This is a genomic window from Acidovorax soli (genome assembly GCF_900107605.1).
GTDB classification, from domain to species: Bacteria; Pseudomonadota; Gammaproteobacteria; order Burkholderiales; family Burkholderiaceae_C; genus Acidovorax; species Acidovorax soli.
In genome coordinates this window covers 234,412-252,780 of record NZ_FNQJ01000003.1, presented here as the reverse complement: position 1 = coordinate 252,780, position 18,369 = coordinate 234,412, and the positions used below count along the sequence as shown (strand labels likewise).

At 66.0% G+C, this 18,369-nt stretch carries 16 protein-coding genes; 10 read left to right on the top strand and 6 right to left on the bottom strand.

The genetic code is table 11. The features are described from left to right. Nucleotides 1–25: 25 nt before the first annotated feature. Both BLW02_RS04410 and BLW02_RS04405 read left to right on the top strand, forming a co-directional pair. The gene (locus BLW02_RS04410; RefSeq protein WP_092697227.1) at nucleotides 26–2,887 is read left to right on the top strand and encodes a UvrD-helicase domain-containing protein; all 2,862 of its coding nucleotides are present in this window, start codon (nucleotides 26–28) and stop codon (nucleotides 2,885–2,887) included. A 30-nt stretch (nucleotides 2,888–2,917) separates the two neighbouring features. Then, nucleotides 2,918–4,048 carry an FUSC family protein gene (locus tag BLW02_RS04405; protein WP_092697190.1) on the top strand — a complete coding sequence of 377 codons (1,131 nt, stop codon included), beginning with the start codon at nucleotides 2,918–2,920 and terminating at the stop codon, nucleotides 4,046–4,048. 288 nt (nucleotides 4,049–4,336) lie between these two features. Here the strand turns inward: BLW02_RS04405 and BLW02_RS04400 are convergent, their stop codons facing one another. The 5 genes from BLW02_RS04400 to BLW02_RS04380 all read right to left on the bottom strand — a co-directional run bounded on the left by BLW02_RS04400 (nucleotide 4,337) and on the right by BLW02_RS04380 (nucleotide 9,494). Then, nucleotides 4,337–6,385 carry a PhoX family protein gene (locus BLW02_RS04400; protein ID WP_092697189.1) on the bottom strand — a complete coding sequence of 683 codons (2,049 nt, stop codon included), beginning with the start codon at nucleotides 6,383–6,385 and terminating at the stop codon, nucleotides 4,337–4,339. A gap of 259 nt (nucleotides 6,386–6,644) precedes the next feature. Next, entirely contained in the window at nucleotides 6,645–7,487 is an 843-nt protein-coding gene (locus BLW02_RS04395) for a BPSS1780 family membrane protein (protein ID WP_092697188.1), read from the bottom strand. 101 nt (nucleotides 7,488–7,588) lie between these two features. Further along, nucleotides 7,589–8,539, bottom strand: a complete 951-nt coding sequence (locus BLW02_RS04390) for a homoserine kinase (protein WP_092697187.1) — start codon at nucleotides 8,537–8,539, stop codon at nucleotides 7,589–7,591. 56 nt (nucleotides 8,540–8,595) lie between these two features. Further along, a complete protein-coding gene (locus tag BLW02_RS04385) occupies nucleotides 8,596–8,955 on the bottom strand; it encodes a hypothetical protein (protein ID WP_092697186.1) in 360 nt (119 codons plus the stop codon). A gap of 119 nt (nucleotides 8,956–9,074) precedes the next feature. Further along, nucleotides 9,075–9,494 (bottom strand): hypothetical protein, encoded by a 420-nt coding sequence (locus tag BLW02_RS04380; protein ID WP_092697226.1) that lies wholly within the window; start codon nucleotides 9,492–9,494, stop codon nucleotides 9,075–9,077. Nucleotides 9,495–9,652: 158 nt separating this feature from the next. On the opposite strand from BLW02_RS04380, the gene polA reads away from it, so the two are divergent. The 6 genes from polA to BLW02_RS04350 all read left to right on the top strand — a co-directional run bounded on the left by polA (nucleotide 9,653) and on the right by BLW02_RS04350 (nucleotide 16,091). After that, nucleotides 9,653–12,445 (top strand): DNA polymerase I, encoded by a 2,793-nt coding sequence (gene polA / locus BLW02_RS04375; protein WP_092697185.1) that lies wholly within the window; start codon nucleotides 9,653–9,655, stop codon nucleotides 12,443–12,445. 250 nt (nucleotides 12,446–12,695) lie between these two features. Continuing rightward, complete coding sequence (locus BLW02_RS04370; RefSeq protein ID WP_092697184.1) at nucleotides 12,696–13,418, top strand: AzlC family ABC transporter permease; 723 nt, start codon at nucleotides 12,696–12,698, stop codon at nucleotides 13,416–13,418. Next, complete coding sequence (locus BLW02_RS04365; protein WP_092697183.1) at nucleotides 13,415–13,720, top strand: AzlD domain-containing protein; 306 nt, start codon at nucleotides 13,415–13,417, stop codon at nucleotides 13,718–13,720. Before BLW02_RS04370 ends, BLW02_RS04365 begins: the two co-directional genes overlap by 4 nt. A 229-nt stretch (nucleotides 13,721–13,949) precedes the next feature. After that, nucleotides 13,950–14,825 (top strand): glutathione-dependent disulfide-bond oxidoreductase, encoded by an 876-nt coding sequence (gene yghU, locus BLW02_RS04360; RefSeq protein ID WP_092697182.1) that lies wholly within the window; start codon nucleotides 13,950–13,952, stop codon nucleotides 14,823–14,825. A 128-nt stretch (nucleotides 14,826–14,953) separates the two neighbouring features. After that, complete coding sequence (locus BLW02_RS04355) at nucleotides 14,954–15,586, top strand: glutathione S-transferase family protein (RefSeq protein ID WP_092697181.1); 633 nt, start codon at nucleotides 14,954–14,956, stop codon at nucleotides 15,584–15,586. Between the two features lie 4 nt (nucleotides 15,587–15,590). Next, a complete protein-coding gene (locus tag BLW02_RS04350; protein WP_092697180.1) occupies nucleotides 15,591–16,091 on the top strand; it encodes a flavodoxin family protein in 501 nt (166 codons plus the stop codon). An 81-nt stretch (nucleotides 16,092–16,172) separates the two neighbouring features. Here the strand turns inward: BLW02_RS04350 and BLW02_RS04345 are convergent, their stop codons facing one another. Beyond that, a complete protein-coding gene (locus BLW02_RS04345) occupies nucleotides 16,173–17,063 on the bottom strand; it encodes an NAD-dependent epimerase/dehydratase family protein (protein ID WP_092697225.1) in 891 nt (296 codons plus the stop codon). A 176-nt stretch (nucleotides 17,064–17,239) separates the two neighbouring features. Between BLW02_RS04345 and BLW02_RS20390 the strand changes: the two genes are divergently transcribed. Next, nucleotides 17,240–17,401, top strand: a complete 162-nt coding sequence (locus BLW02_RS20390; RefSeq protein ID WP_425285642.1) for a hypothetical protein — start codon at nucleotides 17,240–17,242, stop codon at nucleotides 17,399–17,401. 43 nt (nucleotides 17,402–17,444) lie between these two features. Further along, nucleotides 17,445–18,323: a ZIP family metal transporter gene (locus tag BLW02_RS04340; RefSeq protein ID WP_092697179.1), complete on the top strand. Its 879-nt coding sequence runs from the start codon at nucleotides 17,445–17,447 to the stop codon at nucleotides 18,321–18,323. Nucleotides 18,324–18,369 lie beyond the last annotated feature (46 nt).

Below are 18,369 nucleotides of genomic sequence, written 5' to 3'. Positions count from 1 at the left end.
GTGGGGTGCTTTCTACAATGGCCCCATGTTCCCACAAGACCCGTTTTCCGGCGCGCCAGAACCTCTGGTGCCCCCACACGCCGGTGCGGCCTCGGCCGCATCGCCCCTCCTAGCCAGCCTGAACGACGAGCAACTGGCTGCCGTCACGCTGCCCGCCGGCCATGCGCTCATCCTGGCGGGGGCGGGCTCGGGCAAGACGCGGGTGCTCACCACCCGTATCGCCTGGCTGCTGCAAAACGGCTACGCCACGCCCGGCGGCATCCTGGCCGTCACCTTCACCAACAAGGCGGCCAAGGAAATGGTGGCGCGCCTGTCGGCCATGCTGCCGGTGAACGTGCGCGGGATGTGGATCGGCACCTTCCACGGCCTGTGCAACCGGCTCTTGCGCGCGCACCACAAGGCGGCGGGCCTGGCGCAGTCGTTCCAGATTCTCGACACGCAGGACCAGCTCTCGGCCATCAAGCGCCTGTGCAAGCAGCACAACGTGGACGACGAGCGCTTTCCGCCCAAGCAGCTGGCCTACTTCATTGCCAACTGCAAGGAAGAAGGCCTGCGCCCCGGCGACGTGCAGACCCATGACAGCGATGCACGCCGCAAGGTCGAGATCTACCAGCTGTACGAAGAACAATGCCAGCGCGAAGGCGTGGTGGATTTTGGCGAGCTGATGCTGCGCTCTTACGAGCTGCTGCGCGACAACGACCCCATCCGCGAGCACTACCAGCGCCGCTTCCAGCACATCCTGGTCGATGAGTTCCAGGACACCAACAAGCTGCAGTACGCCTGGCTCAAGCAGCTGGCGGGCAACGAGGTCGATGGGCACTTTGAAGCGCGTGGCAGCGTGATCGCCGTGGGCGACGACGACCAGAGCATCTACGCCTTCCGTGGCGCGCGCGTGGGCAATATGACCGACTTCGTGCGCGAGTTCGATGTGCAGCGCCAGATCAAGCTGGAGCAGAACTACCGCAGCTACAGCAACATTCTCGATTCGGCCAACGCCCTCATCAGCCACAACAGCCGCCGCCTGGGCAAGAACCTGCGCACCACGCAGGGCGCCGGCGAGCCCGTGCGCGTGTACGAGGCCAGCTCCGACCTGGCCGAGGCGCAGTGGATGGTCGATGAGATCAAGCAGCTGGTGCGCAGCGACGGTTTTGAGCGCAAGGAAATCGCCGTGCTCTACCGCAGCAATGCGCAAAGCCGGGTGATCGAGTCGGCGCTGTTCAATGCCAGCGTGCCCTACCGCGTGTACGGCGGCCTGCGATTCTTCGAACGCGCTGAAATCAAGCACGCGCTGGCCTACCTGCGCCTCTTGGAGAACCCGCACGACGACACCAGCTTCACGCGCGTGGTCAATTTTCCGCCACGCGGCATCGGTGCGCGCAGCATCGAGGTGCTGCAGGACGCCGCCCGCGCCGCTGGCTGCTCGCTGCACGACGCGGTGAGCGCCGTGCCCGGCAAGGCGGGCGCCAACCTGGGCGCGTTTGTCGCCATGGTGGACGTGCTGCGCGAGCAGACGCAGGGGCTGAACCTGCGCGGCATCATCGAGCAGATGCTGCAATCCACGGGGCTGGTGGAGCATTTCCGCACCGAGAAGGAAGGCGCAGACCGTATCGAGAACCTGGAAGAACTGGTCAACGCCGCCGAGAGTTTCGTCACGCAAGAGGGCTTTGGCCGCGACGCGGTGGCCCTGCCGCTGGACGAGCACGGCACGGCTCTGACGCAAAGCCCAGCCAGCCAGGGGCTAATTCAAGAGTCGTTGTCATTGGATGACGAGACGGAAGAGACTGATGAGGCTTTGGATCGCGAACTAACGGAGGAGCTTGGAGCGTCACCACTTTTGGCGATTGTGACTGTAGAAAAAAGCGATAAGGTGAAGTGCGAATGTCCTGAATGCACACGATATGTGCATAGCAAAGTGCATATCGTGGAGAGTGGTGATCGAGTGCTGCGATTTGGCTCCGGGTGTTTTGCAAAGGCGTACCCCGGCGCTTACAGTGCGAGATATGAATCGGAAGAGAAGCTGTCCGAAAATAAGGTGGAACTTCTCAAGAACGATGTTGCAGGTTTGGCTAGGTTGATTAGGCGTGAATTTCTGGAAGTGCGGAGGGCTAGACTACGCAGCAAGAAAGCGGCAGAAAGGCGTTCTCGCGCTGCGGTCGCGGCAATCCGGCCTCCGATCAAGGTTCAATGGATTGAGCACCCAAAAATCGACGCCGACACTGGCGAAACCCTCTCGCCCCTGGCCGCATTCCTCACCCATGCCGCGCTGGAGGCGGGCGACAACCAGGCACAGGCCGGGCAGGACGCCGTGCAGCTCATGACCGTGCACGCCAGCAAGGGCCTGGAGTTTGACGGCGTGTTCATCGGCGGCATGGAAGAGGGCCTGTTCCCCCACGAGAACTCCGCCAGCGACCGTGACGGCCTGGAGGAAGAGCGCCGCCTGATGTACGTGGCGATCACCCGCGCGCGCAAGCGCCTGTACCTGAGCCACTCGCAGACGCGCATGCTGCATGGCCAGACGCGCTACAACATCAAAAGCCGGTTCTTTGACGAGCTGCCCGAACAGGCCCTCAAGTGGATCACACCCAGACAGCAGGGGTTTGGCTCGTATGCTCCTAATTCAGGATCTGGTGGCGCCTATCCATCCGGTGCCAGAAACTCATTGGGCTTCAAGCCAGAAACCTTCGCCAGTCCGCCCGTGCCGGCGCAGAAAGCCACACCCTCCCACGGTTTGCGCGCGGGCATCAACGTGTTCCACACCAAGTTCGGCGAAGGCAAGGTGCTGGCCATCGAAGGCCAGGGCGATGACGCGCGCGCGCAGGTCAATTTTCCGCGCCACGGCACCAAGTGGCTGGCGCTGTCGGTGGCCAAGCTGACGGTGGTGGAGTGACCGTGCCAGTTGCCAGGAACGAGGCTATCCATGACCGATAAAAATACACCTGCAAGAAAATCCCGGCGCCACCGCGGTGCCTCGCACGGCACTTCTGCGCGCCATCTCGTCAGCCCGGCGCAGTGGCGGGAGAGCATGGCCATCGGCGCGCCGCCTTCGCCGCGCATCTTTGCGATTGCCGGCTTTCAGGCCGCGCTGGCGGTGTTGCTGGCCATCGTGGCCACCCATTTCTCGCCCTGGCCCCAGCTGGTGGGTTTTGCCTCGCTGGGCGCGCTGGCGGCCCTGTTCGGGCGTTTCGCCACGGTGGAGCGGCGCATGCGCATCGTTGTGATCTGCGCGCTGCTGCTGGCGCTGGGGGTGCTGGTGCCTTCGCTCGCATCGTGGGCGGGCGCGCCACCGTGGATGATGGCGTTCGCGCTGGCCCTGGTGGCCGGCGCGGCCACTGTGGCGGTGTCGTGGTGGGGGCTGGGCGGTCCCGGGGCGGTGATCATCGTGTTTGCCGCCGGGGCGGCCTACCACCCCGTGGGCAGTGGCGCAGAGGTTCTGGCCCGGGTGCTGGCTACCCTGGCCGGCGGCGTGGTGGCCGTGTTGACCTGTCTGGTGACCGACCGGTGGCGTGCCCCTGAACTCAAGGCGCTGCGCTTGCCGCCCGCACATGTGGCCCCCTGGTCGCACCAGTGGATTGCCGCCGGGCGTATCACGGCCTGCGCCGCACTGGCCGCCTGGATCGCCTTCATGGCCGGCTGGCAGCATCCTGCATGGGCGGCGATCGGTGCGGTGTCGGTGTTGCAGGGCGGGCACCTGCACATCACCATGAACCGCGCGCTGCAGCGCATGGCGGGCACCATCGTGGGCTCGTTCATCGTCTGGGCCATGCTGGCGCAGCAGCCATCGTTCTGGATGGTGGTGGCGGCCATCGTGGTGTTCCAGTTTCTGACCGAGGTGGTCATTGGCTACAACTACGCCCTGGGCCAGATCACCGTGACGCCCATGGCGCTGCTCATGACCTACCTGGCATCGCCGGCGGTGGCCGCGAGCATGCCGGTCGAGCGCGTGCTGGACACCATTCTGGGCGCGGCGCTGGGCATCGTGTTTGCCGTGATTTTCTCCAGCGTGGACGACCGGGTGTACCTGCATGAGCACCACAGCAAGGACCGCTGAATTCTGAGCGCTGCGCCGTGGGTGCGGCAGCGGTCCATTGACGGTTGTTCCCGCCGTTTTTTGCGAACGATCCGAGGACTTGCGACGCCCGCGCCCAGGTCGGCTTTGCGCGCCACGGCACCAAGCGGCTGGAGCTGGCGGTGGTCGATTTGCGCAGGCTATGCCTGGATGCAAACCCACGCAGAGCAGTGTTTGGCAGCCGCGAAATCGCTCACGGCAGACGAAGAAAAGCCCGGCACCTTGTGGGCACCGGGCTGATCAGATGGCTGTTTGCCTATCGGTGCTGTATCAAGACAGCTTCACGCCGTTAAAAGTGATGTAGCCCACGGATGCGGACAGCTTGTTCTTGTAGTTGGCGTTGATAGCCTTGTCCACATCACTGCCTACGGTCTTGATAGCGGCCACGGTGTCTCTGGTGTACTCACCTGCGTGCTGGAAGCTGGCGGAGATGTAGGTCCAGCCGTTCAGGCTGTCCAGGCCTTGCAGGCCCGTGCATTCGGCACCAGCCGGTGCGGACAGCACGCGTACCAGCGACTTGGTATCCACGTTGTAGGCCCAGATGTAGTTGTTGACGTGCTGGCCGCTGTCTTCGCCGATGAACAGCGTGCGCAGCTTCTCGGAGAACTTGAGGTTGTCAGCCTGCGAGATCTTCTCCGCGTCATCCGTGTTGCCCATAGCGTCTGGGGCGGAGAGTTGCACGCCAGCCAGCAGCAGGCTGGTTTCCACTGGTACCCATTCGCTATCGATGGGGTTGCCGTCGCTGTCCTTCTGGCCACCAGCCAGCTTGTGCGCGAGCACGTACCCGGCTGTGTTGGACTTGAAGCCCACCAGGCTGGCCCCTGGCACGGAGCCGGCAGGCGCATTGAGCGGCAGTTCCTTGTTGTGGGTGCTGCCGGCCACGAGCGTGGACGTGCTGCCGGAAATCGCGGTGTAGGCGATCTTGTCCTTGGCGTTGACTGCCGTGCCTTCCATCTTGTTGAAGACTTGGGTAGCGCCCTTCAGGCTTGCGTAGCGGTGTGTTTCCAGGAAGGCGGCGGCCTTTTCCTGGCCAGCCTTCAGCTTGATCCACATGCTCTTGCCGCTGACCTTGACTTCGGTGTAGGTCGCATCGTTGGGGTTCGTTGTGGTCGAAGCCAGGATGCCGTTCTCCTTGATGCCGGCGGCGTTGGTGCTCACCGTGGTCAGGGCCGTGTTGTTCACCAGAGTCTTGACTTCGTCGCTGGTGGCCTTGCCCAGCTTGATCCACAGGATCTTGCCGGTGCTGGTTTCATTGAGCGCCGAGGTGTACTTGGCCACGTAGAGCGTGCCGGAAGACAGGTCGGCAGCCTTGTCGGCCACGAACATGAACAGGCCGCTGTTGTTGGCATCATCGCCGCCCAGCGTGGTGCGCTGGTCGGGGAACACTTGCACCAGTTCGCGCGAGTAGCGGCCCTGGTTGTAGTACTTCTTGAAGGTGCCCGTGCCGTCGGCCTTGACGGTGACTTCGGGCAGGTGGCCGTACCAGTAGGGGCTGGCGTTGGCGTCACCGAAGGCGTTCTGGCTGAAGGCCTTCAGGTTCTTCAGCGACTGGTTGTCGCCCTGGTCGAAGGCGTCAGGGTGGTATTCCTCGCTCGACAGATGGGTGCCCCAGGGCGACAGGCTGCCGCCGCAGGGAATCCACAGGCCCTTGGCGTCGTTGGCGAAGGTGTCCACGTTGTGGTAGCTCTTGAGCGTCAGCTTGCCGGTGTTGGCGTCCTGGTTCAGCGTCAGGACGGCGATGGGCGAGGGCAGCTTGCCGTACGCGTTGGAGTTGTATTCGAACTGCACCACGGCATAGACCGTGTTTGCGGGGGCGTTGGGCACCGTCAGGAACGAGGTGCCGTCCACGCATTCGGAATAGACCTGGCCAGCGGTGGCCCAGCCAGCGACGGCAACGTCCTTGTTGTAGCCGTCCAGCACGGCTACTGAACCGTCATCAGCCTTGATAGCGGTAATGGGCTTGCCCGTGGAGTCGAAATAGCCCGCTGCGACGATCTTGCCGCCGCCGGTCTTTTCCACGCTGTCGCCCGTCTTGAAGAAGCTTTCGTAGCCCAGAGCGAAGGTTGTGGTGCTGTTGTCGCTGTAGGTGATCTTCAGCGACGACTTGACGGTGGTGGTGGCAATGGCAGCGGCTTCGGTCAGGCCTGGCGTGGCGAAGCCGACAAACTCGGCGGACTTGAAGGTGGCGGCAGGCGCACCGTCGCCGCCGCCGCATGCGGCTAGGAGGCTGGCGGCCGAGGAGCCTGCACCCAGAGGCAACAGCGGGAAGCCGGCGAGCATTTGCAGTGTCTTGCGGCGGGTAGGCGTCGTGTGGGGCATTGGGGGTGTTTCCAGGTTGGTATTCGGTCAAAGCAGGAAGCGCCGTTGCCCCGCACCGGGGCCATGAGGCTGCGGTGGCAGAGCCGGAACTGTTCCAGCCGCGAATGCTAGAAACCCCCTGTGACAGAGGTCTGACATTTGTGTGACGGTTTGCGGGCTGGCTGGCCCCGCTTCAGGCAGCCTGGTTGAGGCATCCAGGCACGCTGCGCCTGGGGCCTTCTCGCTCCAGCGGCAGGCTGGCTGCCGCGGCGGGATGGCTTTACGCCTGGCTGTTCGGCCCTGGCGCGGAGTCGGATGCTTGGCTGTGCAGTGCCTGGGGCCCGGATTTTTCGGGCGGCTCAAAACAGTCGCGGAACGTGAACACCACCGACGTGAAGAACATGGCCGCCATCATCATGGCCGCGCCGACCATGATGCCGCCCACCACGGCGGTGAGGCCGCCCACGGCCAGCAGGCCCGCCACCAGGCTGACGACCAGACCGCCCAGCAGGAACACGCCCATCCAGGCCACGCCATAGACCATGAAGGCGCCGAAATTGCGCAGGCAGGCCACGATGCTGAAGAACAGGCTTTTCACCGGCGGCACGCCATGCCAGTGCACCAGGCCGGGCGCATGCCAGAACAGCAGCGACAAGGGCAGGTACAGCAGCATCGCAAGCCACATGGCGCCCTGGAAAGCGGGCGTCTCGGCCATCTCGCGGGTGAGGGGAGCACCGCCCAGGTACACCTGCGCGAACTGGCCGCCGTCAATCAGCGCTGAAAGGCCCATCACCGCGAGAAACCCCACCGCATACAGGGCGCCCAGCACCAGCATGTCGCGCAGGCGCTGGCGCCCGGTGCGAAAGGCCACCAGCAGCACGGCAGGCGTGGGAAAGCGGCCCTGCACGGCCTCGGCGGCGGCCACCATCATGGCCAGCGTGGCCGAGGGCAGCAGGGCCAGCGCCACGGCGGGGCCGACCAGCGGAATCATGGTGGCCAGGGACATGGCAGCCATGGTCATGAAGAACAGGGCCGCGAGCGCCATGGGTTGCCGCCAGAACGCCCGGATGCCAAGCTTGACCCATTCCAGGCCGGTGCGTGCGGGGACGATGTGGAGTTTCATGGAGAGGGTTTGACAATCAGGAGAGGGCCCAGGGCCCTGGGTGGCGGGGCAGCACCGGCGAATTTAACCCAGCGCCCCCAAAGACACCGGGTTGAAGGGATTCAGGCGTGCACCGGGTGCGCGATGCGGCCTTGCAGAACGCGTTCGAAATGCGTGGGGTCGTGCGGGGTGAGCATCGCGGCCTCGCGGGGCAGGTAGAAATCCCACAGACGCGAAATCCAGAAGCGCAGGGCGCCCGCCCGCAGCATGGCGGGCAGCAACTCGCGTTCGGCCGCCGTCAGGGGGCGCACGGCCTGGTAGGCGTCGAGCATGCGGGTGGCGCGGGCGGCGTCATGGGTGCCCTGCGCCAAGTCGATGCACCAGTCGTTCAGGCAGACGGCCAGGTCGAACAGCCAGGTGTCCACGCCCGCGAAATAAAAGTCGAAGCAGCCCGTGAGCTCTTCGCCATCGAACATCACGTTGTCGCGGAACAGGTCGGCATGCACCGGGCCGCGCGGCAGCGCCGCGTAGGCCGATGATGCGGCCACATGGTTCTGGTAGGCCAGCTCGGAGCGCAGCAAGGCGGCCTGCTGCGGGCCGATGTGGGGCAGCACCACGGGCACGGTTTCATTCCACCAGGGCAGGCCGCGCAGGTTGGGCTGGTGCCGGTCAAAATCGCGCCCCGCCAGGTGCATGCGCGCCAGCAGGGTGCCCACGGCCGCGCAGTGCACGGGCTGCGGCGTCAGCTGGCTCTTGCCGCGCAGCTTGTTCACCACGGCCGCAGGCTTGCCGCACACGGTGTGCAGGATGTCGCCGTTCTGGTCGGCTTGCGGATCGGGCACCGGCATGCCGTGGTGGGCCAGGTGCTTCATCAGGTGCAGGTAGAACGGCAGCTGCTCGGCGGTGAGCCGCTCGAACAGCGTGAGCACGAATTCGCCCTGGTCGCTGGTGAGAAAGTAGTTGGTGTTCTCGATGCCACCCTCGATGCCGCGCAGCGCCACCAGGTCACCCAGTTGCAAACGGCGCAGCAGTTCGCGCGCCTCATTCGTCGAGACTTCGGTAAAAACGGCCATCGCTCAGCGCAGATACGGGATAGAAAATAGAAAAGGGAGGCAGCCAGCGCGCGGTGTCAGAACTTGATGACGTTCCAGACGCGCGGGGCGGTGTTGGTTTCGGCGCCGTTGCGGCTGCCGGCCCGGCTGCGCGCTCCGTCGGGAGACTGCACTTCGTATTCGGGCATGTTGCCCGTCTTGGGTTGAACGGTGATGCTCTGGGTCTGGCCGCCCACGCGCAGTTCGTCCACGCGGCTGCCCTCGTCTTCCACGCGAATGCGTTCGGTGCGCTGGTTCTTGCGGCCGTCCAGTTTCTCTGGATTTGGGAGTTGCTCGCGCTTGTCTGCATTGCCTTGAGGGGCAATTGAAGGGGGAGTCTGGGCCAGCAGGGGGCTGGCGGTCAGGCCCAGCAGCAAAAAGAGGTGAACAGCGCGCATGGCGCCATTGTAGGCGGGGCGTGCCGGCAAGGCGGCGCATGGCCTGGTGCCGCCCAGCGGGGGGAGGCGCACGGCTGCCCGCCCGTGGCAAGCGCGCCAGAGTGCTGTCTGAAAACCGCTCAGGGATGTTTGGGGCAGGTGCCGGCCTCGCACGGCACGGTACGCTGGCCGATGAAGGTGCGGAAGTTCTTGCCCAGCTGCCCCATCTGCTCGCAGACATCGCCCCGGGCGTCAAAGGCGAAGCCCTGGGCGCCTGTGGCGTTGAGCAGTTCCACCCGCTTCAGGGCCAGTTGGGCGAACTGCTCCGGGTTGTGCCATTGCTCGGCGCAGATGTTGTGGAAGACGAAGGTCGCATACACCAGTTCGGTGACGGCCGGCTTGTCCATTTGCAGCCGCAGCACGCCGTTGTCCAGTTGCACCGTCTTGAGCGCGTTCCCGCGCAGGGCCTTTTGCAGCGGTACCGGCACGTTCTTGAATTCCGTGTCCGCCATTGCCAGCGTGCACGCCGCGCCGACCAGCAACGCCAGCAGTTTTTTCATGGGTTGACCTTTTTCAATGGAGACGCCGCAGCCTTGCGGCATGGCGCCGTGCCTGGGAAAGGGGCTATTTTGCCGGTTTCCATGCTCTGGGCCGAGGGCCGAGGCATGCCGGTGCGCGTGGGCGCCCGTTGGCAGCGGCTTGCTGTGACAATCGCCGCATGAGCGACAAAAAGACCCTGCTGCTGGTGGATGGCTCCAGCTACCTCTACCGCGCCTTCCATGCCATGCCCGACCTGCGCGCCGTGCCGGGCGACCCGGCCAGCCCCGCCACGGGCGCCATCCGCGGCATGATCAACATGATGCAGGCGCTGCGCAAGGAGGTGCATGCCGACTACGCCGCCTGCGTTTTCGACGCCAAGGGCCCCACCTTCCGCGATGCCATCTACCCCGCCTACAAGCAGCAGCGCAGCCCCATGCCGGACGACCTGCGAGCGCAGATTTCGCCCATTCACGAGGTGGTGCGCCTGCTGGGCTGGAAGGTGCTGGATGTGCCCGGCGTGGAGGCCGACGACGTGATCGGCACGCTGGCCGTGACGGCCGCGCGCCAGGGCATCGAGGTGATCGTGAGCAGCGGTGACAAGGACCTGGCGCAGCTGGTGAATGAGCACATCACCATCATCGACACCATGAACGGCAAGCGCCGCGACCTGGCCGGCGTGGAGGCCGAGTTCGGCGTGCCCGCGCGGCTGATGGTGGATTTTCAGACGCTGGTGGGCGACCAGGTGGACAACGTGCCCGGCGTGGAAAAGGTCGGCCCCAAGACGGCGGCCAAGTGGCTGCAGGAATATGGCTCGCTCGATGCCGTGGTGGAGAGCGCCGACAAGATCAAGGGCGTGGCCGGCGAGAACCTGCGCAAGGCGCTCGGCTGGCTACCCATGGGCCGCCAGCTGCTGACCATCAAGACCGACTGCGACCTCGACGGCTGGGTCGAGGGCCTGCCCCGGCTGGATGCCATCACCATCGGCACGCCCGACACGTCCCGGCTCAAGGACTTCTACGAACAATACGGCTTCAAGGGCCTGGCGCGCGCGCTGGGTGGCGACGCACCGGCCGCCGCCCCCGCTACCGTGGTCGCCATGCCGGGCGAAAGTGGCGACCTGTTCGCCGACCATTCCGCCAGCCCCGTGGCCGAGGCCGCGCAGCAGCGCGCTGTGGTGTACGACACCATCCTCAACTGGACCGACTTCGACCACTGGCTGCAGCGCCTGATGAAAGCCGAGCTGGTGGCGCTGGACACCGAAACCACTTCGCTCGACGAAATGCGCGCTGAAATCGTCGGCATCTCGTTCAGTGTGCAGCCTGGCGAGGCGGCCTACATTCCGCTGGCCCATGCCGGGCCCGATGCGCCCGCGCAATTGCCGCTGGCCGAGGTGCTGGTGCGCCTCCGGCCCTGGCTGCAAGATTCCAAGCGCCACAAGCTGGGCCAGCACATCAAGTACGACCGCCATGTGTTCGCCAACCACGGCATCGAGGTGCACGGCTATGTGCACGACACCATGCTGCAAAGCTACGTCCTCGAAGTGCACAAGCCGCACAACCTCACCAGCCTGGCCGAGCGCCACACCGGCCGTACCGGCATCAGCTACGAAGACCTGTGCGGCAAGGGCGCGCACCAGATCCCGTTCGCCCAGGTGCCGGTGGACAAGGCCGCGGCCTACTCGTGCGAAGACTCCGACCAGACGCTGGACGTGCACCTGGCGCTGTGGCCGCTGCTGCAGGCTGACGACAAACTGCGTGCCATCTACGAACTGGAAATCGCCAGCAGCGAGGCGCTCTACCGTATCGAGCGCAACGGCGTATTGATTGATGCCCCCACGCTGGCCGCGCAAAGCCACGAGCTGGGCCAGCGCATCGTGCAGCTCGAAACCGAGGCCTACGCCATTGCCGGCCAGCCCTTCAACCTCAGCAGCCCCAAGCAGCTGGGCGAAATCTTCTTCGACAAGCTGGGCATGCCCGTGGTGAAGAAGACAGCCACCGGCGCGCGCAGCACCGACGAGGAGGTGCTGGAAAAGCTCGCAGAGGATTACCCCCTGCCCGCCAAGCTGTTGGAGCATCGCAGCCTGGTCAAGCTCAAGGGCACCTACACCGACAAACTGGCGCAACTGGCCCTGCCGCGCACCGGCCGCGTGCACACGCACTACGCGCAGGCCGTGGCGGTGACCGGGCGGCTGTCGAGCAACGACCCCAACCTGCAGAACATTCCCATCCGCACGGCCGAGGGCCGGCGCATCCGCGAAGCCTTCGTGGCGCCCGCCGGCTGCGTGATCGCCAGCGCCGACTACAGCCAGATCGAACTGCGCATCATGGCCCACCTCAGCGGCGACCACGCGCTCTTGCATGCCTTCCATGCCGGGCTGGACGTGCACCGCGCCACCGCGGCCGAGGTGTTCGGCGTGGAGGTGGGCCAGGTCACCAGCGAGCAGCGCCGCTACGCCAAGGTCATCAACTTCGGCCTGATCTACGGCATGAGCAGCTTCGGCCTGGCCAAGAACCTGGGGATAGAGACCAAGGCCGCCGCCGCCTACATCGACCGCTACTTCCAGCGCTACCCCGGCGTGAAGCAGTACATGGACGACACCAAGGCCGCCGCCAAGTCCATGGGCTATGTCGAGACGGTATTCGGCCGCCGCCTGTACCTGCCCGAAATCAACTCCCCCAACGGCCCGCGCCGCGCCGGCGCCGAGCGCGCCGCCATCAATGCCCCCATGCAGGGCACGGCGGCCGACCTCATCAAGATGGCCATGGTCAAGGTGCAGCAGGTGCTGGACGCCGAAAAGCCCGCCATCAAAATGATCCTGCAGGTGCACGACGAACTCGTGTTCGAGCTGCCCGAGGGCGAGGTGGACTGGCTCAAAAGCCATATCCCGCGCCTGATGGCTGGCGTGGCGGACCTCAAGGTACCCCTGTTGGCCGAGGTGGGTGTGGGGCCCAACTGGGACAAGGCGCATTGAAGGACACAAAGCCCCCCTGAGTCGCTTCGCGCCTTCCCCCCGGGGGGACGCCCCCAGCGCGGCGGGGCGGCCCTTGCGCGGGGGCGCTGGCACGGAAGGCGCCCATGTCGGACCACAAGGCGCGGCATTACCAAAAGCCCCCGAGCCCCCAGACATCCAACCACTCACCAGTCGTCCTACAGATTTTTTAAGTATTTTTAGCCTCCAACGCTTATCCAGAAAGCGCCACCAGCGCTCAAACCAGAAGCAGATGCAATCTCCCCCATCCACCCTGCGCCCCTCTACCTGGACCCCCGCCATGCGCATGGGCCTGTCCATCTCCGCCGCCACCGGCCTCTACGGCATCTCGTTCGGCGCGCTGGCCGTGGCGACCGGCCTCACCGTGTGGCAAGCCATGGCGCTCAGCCTGCTCATGTTCACCGGCGGCTCGCAGTTCGCCTTCATCGGCGTCATCGCGGGCGGTGGTGCGGGTTCTGCCGCGCTGGGCGCTGCCGCGCTGCTGGGCGTGCGCAACGCCGTCTATGGCATGCAGATGAACGGCATGGTCGCCCCCACCGGCTGGCGCAAGGCCGTGGCCGCGCAGCTCACCATCGACGAATCCGCCGCCACGGCCTCGGGCCAAACCGAACCTGCGGAGCAGCGGCGCGGCTTCTGGACAGCCGGCATCGGCGTGTTCGTGCTCTGGAACCTGTTCACCCTGCTTGGCGCCGTGCTCGGTGATGCCCTGAGCGACCCGCGCCGCTGGGGCCTGGATGGCGCTGCCGTGGCGGCCTTCCTGGCCCTGCTGTGGCCGCGCCTGCGTCAGCGCGAGCCCGTGGCCCTGGCCGTGCTGTGCGGCGTGGCCACCGCCCTGGCCGTGCCGCTGCTGCCACCCGGCCTGCCCATTCTGCTGGCCGCTGTGGTGGGTGCCGCCTGGGGCTGGTGGGTGCGCAGCCCGGATGTACCGCCTGTCCGCAGGGAGGGGGCGCCATGACGCTCTGGACCGCCATCCTGCTGGCCTGCGCCGTCACCTACCTCACCAAGCTCGCGGGCTACGCCGTGCCCGCCCGCTGGCTGCAAAACCCCCGCATGGCCCGCGTGGCGGGCGCCATCACCGTGGCCCTGCTGTCGGCGCTGACGGTGATGAACACCTTCGCTGCAGGTACCGCTTTGGTGCTGGATGCGCGGCTGGCAGCCCTGGCTGCGGCCGCGCTGGCCTTGTGGCTGCGCCTGCCGTTTTTGCTGGTGGTGGTGTTGGGAGCAGCAGCAGCGGGGGTGGTGCGGTGGTGGGGGTGAGGGCGTGCCTCACCCCAATAGATCACCTCACCTGCCCGCTTTCATGGATCACAGGACTGAAGTAGCCGCCATTCCACCGGACACCATAGGCGTGGGCGCACGCCAGGCAGCTTTTCGGATGATGAAGTAGGGGTGCAGGGAAAGCAGATCGCAGACCGCATCGGTAAACTCATCCAGTAACTGGCCATCCAGCCACCGTCCCCACCTGCCTTCTCCTCGGAGTCCCTGCATGTCTGACACCACCCCCTACACCCCACCCGCCATCTGGCAGTGGAACAAGGAAAGCGGCGGCAAGTTCGCCAGCATCAACCGGCCCATCGCTGGCGCCACGCACGACAAGGAGCTGCCGGTCGGCCGCCACCCGTTGCAGCTGTATTCCCTGGCCACGCCCAACGGCGTTAAGGTGACTGTCATGTTGGAGGAGCTGCTGGCGCTGGGCCACGGCGGTGCCGAGTACGACGCCTGGCTGGTTCCCATCCAGGAGGGCGCGCAGTTCAGCAGCGGTTTCGTCGCCGTGAACCCCAATTCGAAGATTCCGGCCCTGATGGACCGCAGCGGGCCAGTGCCGGTGCGGGTGTTTGAATCCGGCGCCATCCTGCTGTACCTGGCGGAAAAGTTTGGCGCCTTTGTGCCCAAGGAGCCCGCCCAGCGGGCCGAGTGCCTGTCGTGGCTGTTCTGGCAGATGGGCAGTGCGCCGTTTCTGGGGGGCGGCTTCGGGCACTTTTATGCCTACGCGCCCGAGAAGTACGAGTACCCCATCAACCGCTACGCCATGGAGGTCAAGCGCCAGATGGATGTGCTCAACCAGCGCCTGGCCGCGCACGAATACCTGGCGGGCGATGCCTACACGGTGGCCGATATTGCGGCCTGGCCCTGGTATGGCGCGCTGGCCAAGGGGCAGCTCTACGAGGCGGGCGAGTTCTTGCAGGTGCAGGAATACACCCATGTGGTGCGCTGGGCCAACCAGATTGCCCAGCGTCCGGCCGTGCAGCGTGGCCGCAAGGTCAACCGCACCTGGGGCGAGCCGGCCAGCCAGCTGCATGAGCGCCATGACGCCAGCGATTTCGACACCAAGACCCAGGACAAGCTGGCGCCTGCCGCCTGATACGGATTTGCCTTCCACCGTATAACGTCGTTGGTTCGCCTTGCCGTGCTACAGCACTGTCTGCGGCTTCCCGCCTAGTTATCCGCTTGAATGCACAACCGTTGCAACGCACTGAAGGAGAAGTTGCCATGATCACCCTGTACGACTGCGCCACCGCGCCCAGCCCGCGCCGCGCCCGCATCCTGCTGGCCGAAAAAGGCATTGCCCACGACACCGTGCAGGTGGACCTGCGCAGCGGCGAACAGCTGGGCGAGGCCTATCGGCGCATCAACCCGCAGTGCACGGTGCCGGCCTTGCGCACCGACGATGGCTTGCTGCTGACCGACAACGCGGCCATTGCGGCGTACCTGGAAGCGCGCTATCCCAACCCGCCGCTGCTGGGCGAGACACCCACGGAAAAGGCCGAGATCGCCAGCTGGAACTGGCGCGTGGAGTTCGAGGGCCTGCTGGCCATTGCCGAGGCGCTGCGCAACAGCGCGCCCGCCATGGCCAACCGGGCGCTGCCGGGCGCGGTGAACTACCCGCAAATTCCCGCGCTGGCCGAGCGCGGGCTGCTGCGCGTGGCGCAGTTTTTCACGCTGCTGAACGACCGCCTGGAGGGCCGCGACTTTGTGGCCGCCAACCGCTTCAGCGTGGCCGACATCACGGCCGTGGTGGCGGTGGACTTTGCACGCGTGGTAAAGCAAAAGCCTGGCGAGCAGCATCCGCACCTGCTGCGCTGGCGCGCGGCCATGGCGGCCAGGCCCTCGATGTCGCTTTGATCCCATGAGCGTGCCCAAGACCCTGCTGATCGTTTACCACTCGCTGACGGGCGGTACGCACCAGATGGCCGAGGCGGTGCGGGCCGGGGCGGCGCTGGAGGGCGGCTGCCAGGTGCGCCTGCTGCACGCCGCGCAGGCCGGGCCGGCCGATGTGCTGGCGGCGCAGGGTTATGTGTTTGCCACGCCCGAGAATCTGGCGGCGATGAGCGGGCAGCTCAAGGATTTTTTTGACCGCAGCTATTACGCCGTGCTCGACCAGGTCAACGGCCGTCCCTACGCCAGCCTGGTTTGCGCGGGCAGTGACGGCAGCAACGCGGCGCGCCAGATCGCGCGCATCGCCACCGGCTGGCGCCTCAAGGCCGTGGCCGAGCCGCTGATCGTGTGCACCCATGCGCAGACGCCCGAGGCCATCCTGGCGCCCAAGCAGATCGGAGGGGAAGACCTGGCGCGCTGCCGGGCGCTGGGCGAGGCCCTGGCGACGGGGCTGGTGCTGGGGGTGTTTTGATGGGCTATCGGGTTGATAGCGGGTGGCGCTTGTCCAGAAGGCGCCAGAGGTCGTTTTGATCTGAATCCATGGGGCACCACCTCAGCGCCACGCCGTGGCCACCAGCTGGCTGTAATGCACGCCTTTTCTTCCCAGCAGCTGCTCGAACGCCGCCGGGTGGCCCACGTTGTCGCTGCCCAGCATGGCCAGGGTTTCGCTGCACCAGGGCGACTGCGGCACGGCATCGCCCAGCTTCGCGCTCAAGGTGGTGAGCGGCTGGGGCAGGCGCAGCACGGTGGCGGGGCGGTGGCCCAGTTGCTGGCGCAGGCTGGCGATGAAGGCGCCCATGGTCAGCGCCTCGGGGCCGGTGCAGTCGATGGTGCCGGTTTGCTGCAGCGCCGGGCCCAGCAGGGCGACCACGGCGGCGGCCAGGTCGTGCACCGACACCGGCTGCACGCGCGCCTCCAGCACCGGGCCAGGGAACAGCGCCACCGGCAGGCGCGCCAGATTCATGAACAGGGCGCTGCTGTCGCCACCTTTGCCAAACACCACGCTGGGGCGCAGGATGGCAGAGCGCAATTTTCCTTGCGCTGCCAGTGCCTGCAGGTGCGCTTCGGCCGCCCGCTTGGTCTGGGCGTAGCGGGTGCTGCTGCCTTCAATGCCCAGCGCCGAGATATGCACCACGCGCTGCACGCCGGCCTGGGCGCAGGCGTCGAACAGGGCGATGGGCGTATCGCGGTGCACGGCGTCGATGGGGCGCGCTCGCGTGTCGTGCAGCACACCCACCGCGTTGACCACGGCGTCGATGCCCGCCAGGCGCGGCAGCCAGGCGGTGGCCGTGGTGTCGCGGGCAAAGTCCATGGGCACCTGGCCGGGCTGCAGCGTGCGCTGGCGCGGCGACACGCCGCCGTGCACGGTGTGGCCCGCGCGCTGCAGCGCCGCTTGCAGGGTGTGGCCGATGAAGCCGGTGGAGCCGGTGAGAAGGATGTGCATGGTGCGGCGCCCGAAAATTGCGGAGAGCTTGACAATAAACCGGTTTGCGATTTTTTGCCCGGCCATGCAGCGCGGGGGCGCAGGCCCCATTTGCCCTGGGCCGCTGCTTGGGTTTGCGCCAATCCTCGCCTTGGCGGTGAAAAAACACCGGCATCCCTCTTGACACGGTTGCTAAGATGAAAATTGCCTTGGCCGGCGGCATGGCCGTCGCCAGGGTTTCGCAGTTCGTGGTGTACCCCGGCGCGCCGCACGCGTTGCATGCCGACTACCGCGCACCAGCCGCCCCGGCCGCAGCGGGGGGAGGCTTCTTTCGGGGTGCATCAGGCACCGGATCTTGATCAAAAAATGCCCCTGGGGCATATACAAAAAGCACAAATAGCTATGACTTTGGCAGCAATCATTCTGGCCACCCTGGCGGCAGGTATCGGTAGCGTATGGGTGGCAGCGCTGCTCATGGGCGCAGGGCTGCGAGGCGGTGGCGGCAGCGTGGGGCCGCAGCGCCTGCTCAGCCTGGCGGCGGGCGCCTTGCTGGCCACGGCCTTCATGCACCTGCTGCCCGAGGCGTTTGAAAGCCCTGCGGACGCCCACGACCTGTTCGCCACGCTGCTGGTGGGCCTGGTGTTTTTCTTTCTGCTCGACAAGGCCGAGTTGTGGCACCACGGCCACGAGCACAGCCATGGGGCGCTGCCCGCCAGCGGGCATGGCACGACAGGGCACGACCATGCGGTGGCTGCGCAGCAGGGGCGTGCCCATGCCCATGCACAGGGGCATGACCATGACCACGCCCATTCCCACCACCACGGCCCCAAGGCCGGGGGCTGGGCCGTGCTCACCGGTGACAGCGTGCATTGCTTTGGCGACGGCATCCTGATTGCCTCGGCCTTCATGGCCGATATGCGGCTGGGGGTGATTGCTGCGTTTTCCGTGCTGGCCCACGAGGTGCCCCACCACATGGGTGATCTCGTGGTGCTGCGCCAGACCAGTCCGAACCGGCGCATGGCGCTGGTCAAGGTGTCGCTGGCCGGCGCCGTCACGGCGCTGGGTGGGCTGGTGGGGTATTTTCTGGTGGGGCAGCTGCACGACTGGCTGCCGTATTTTCTGGTCGTGGCGTCGAGCAGCTTTGTCTATGTGGCCCTGGCCGACCTGATTCCGCAGCTGCAAAAGCGCCTCTCGGCGCCCGAAACGCTGACCCAGATCGTCTGGCTGCTGGTAGGCATGGGGCTGGTGATGCTGGTCAGCAGTGCGTCACATTTGCACTGAGTGCAGGTGTTTTGCTATTGAAAAAATAGCATTTGACGCATTCTGT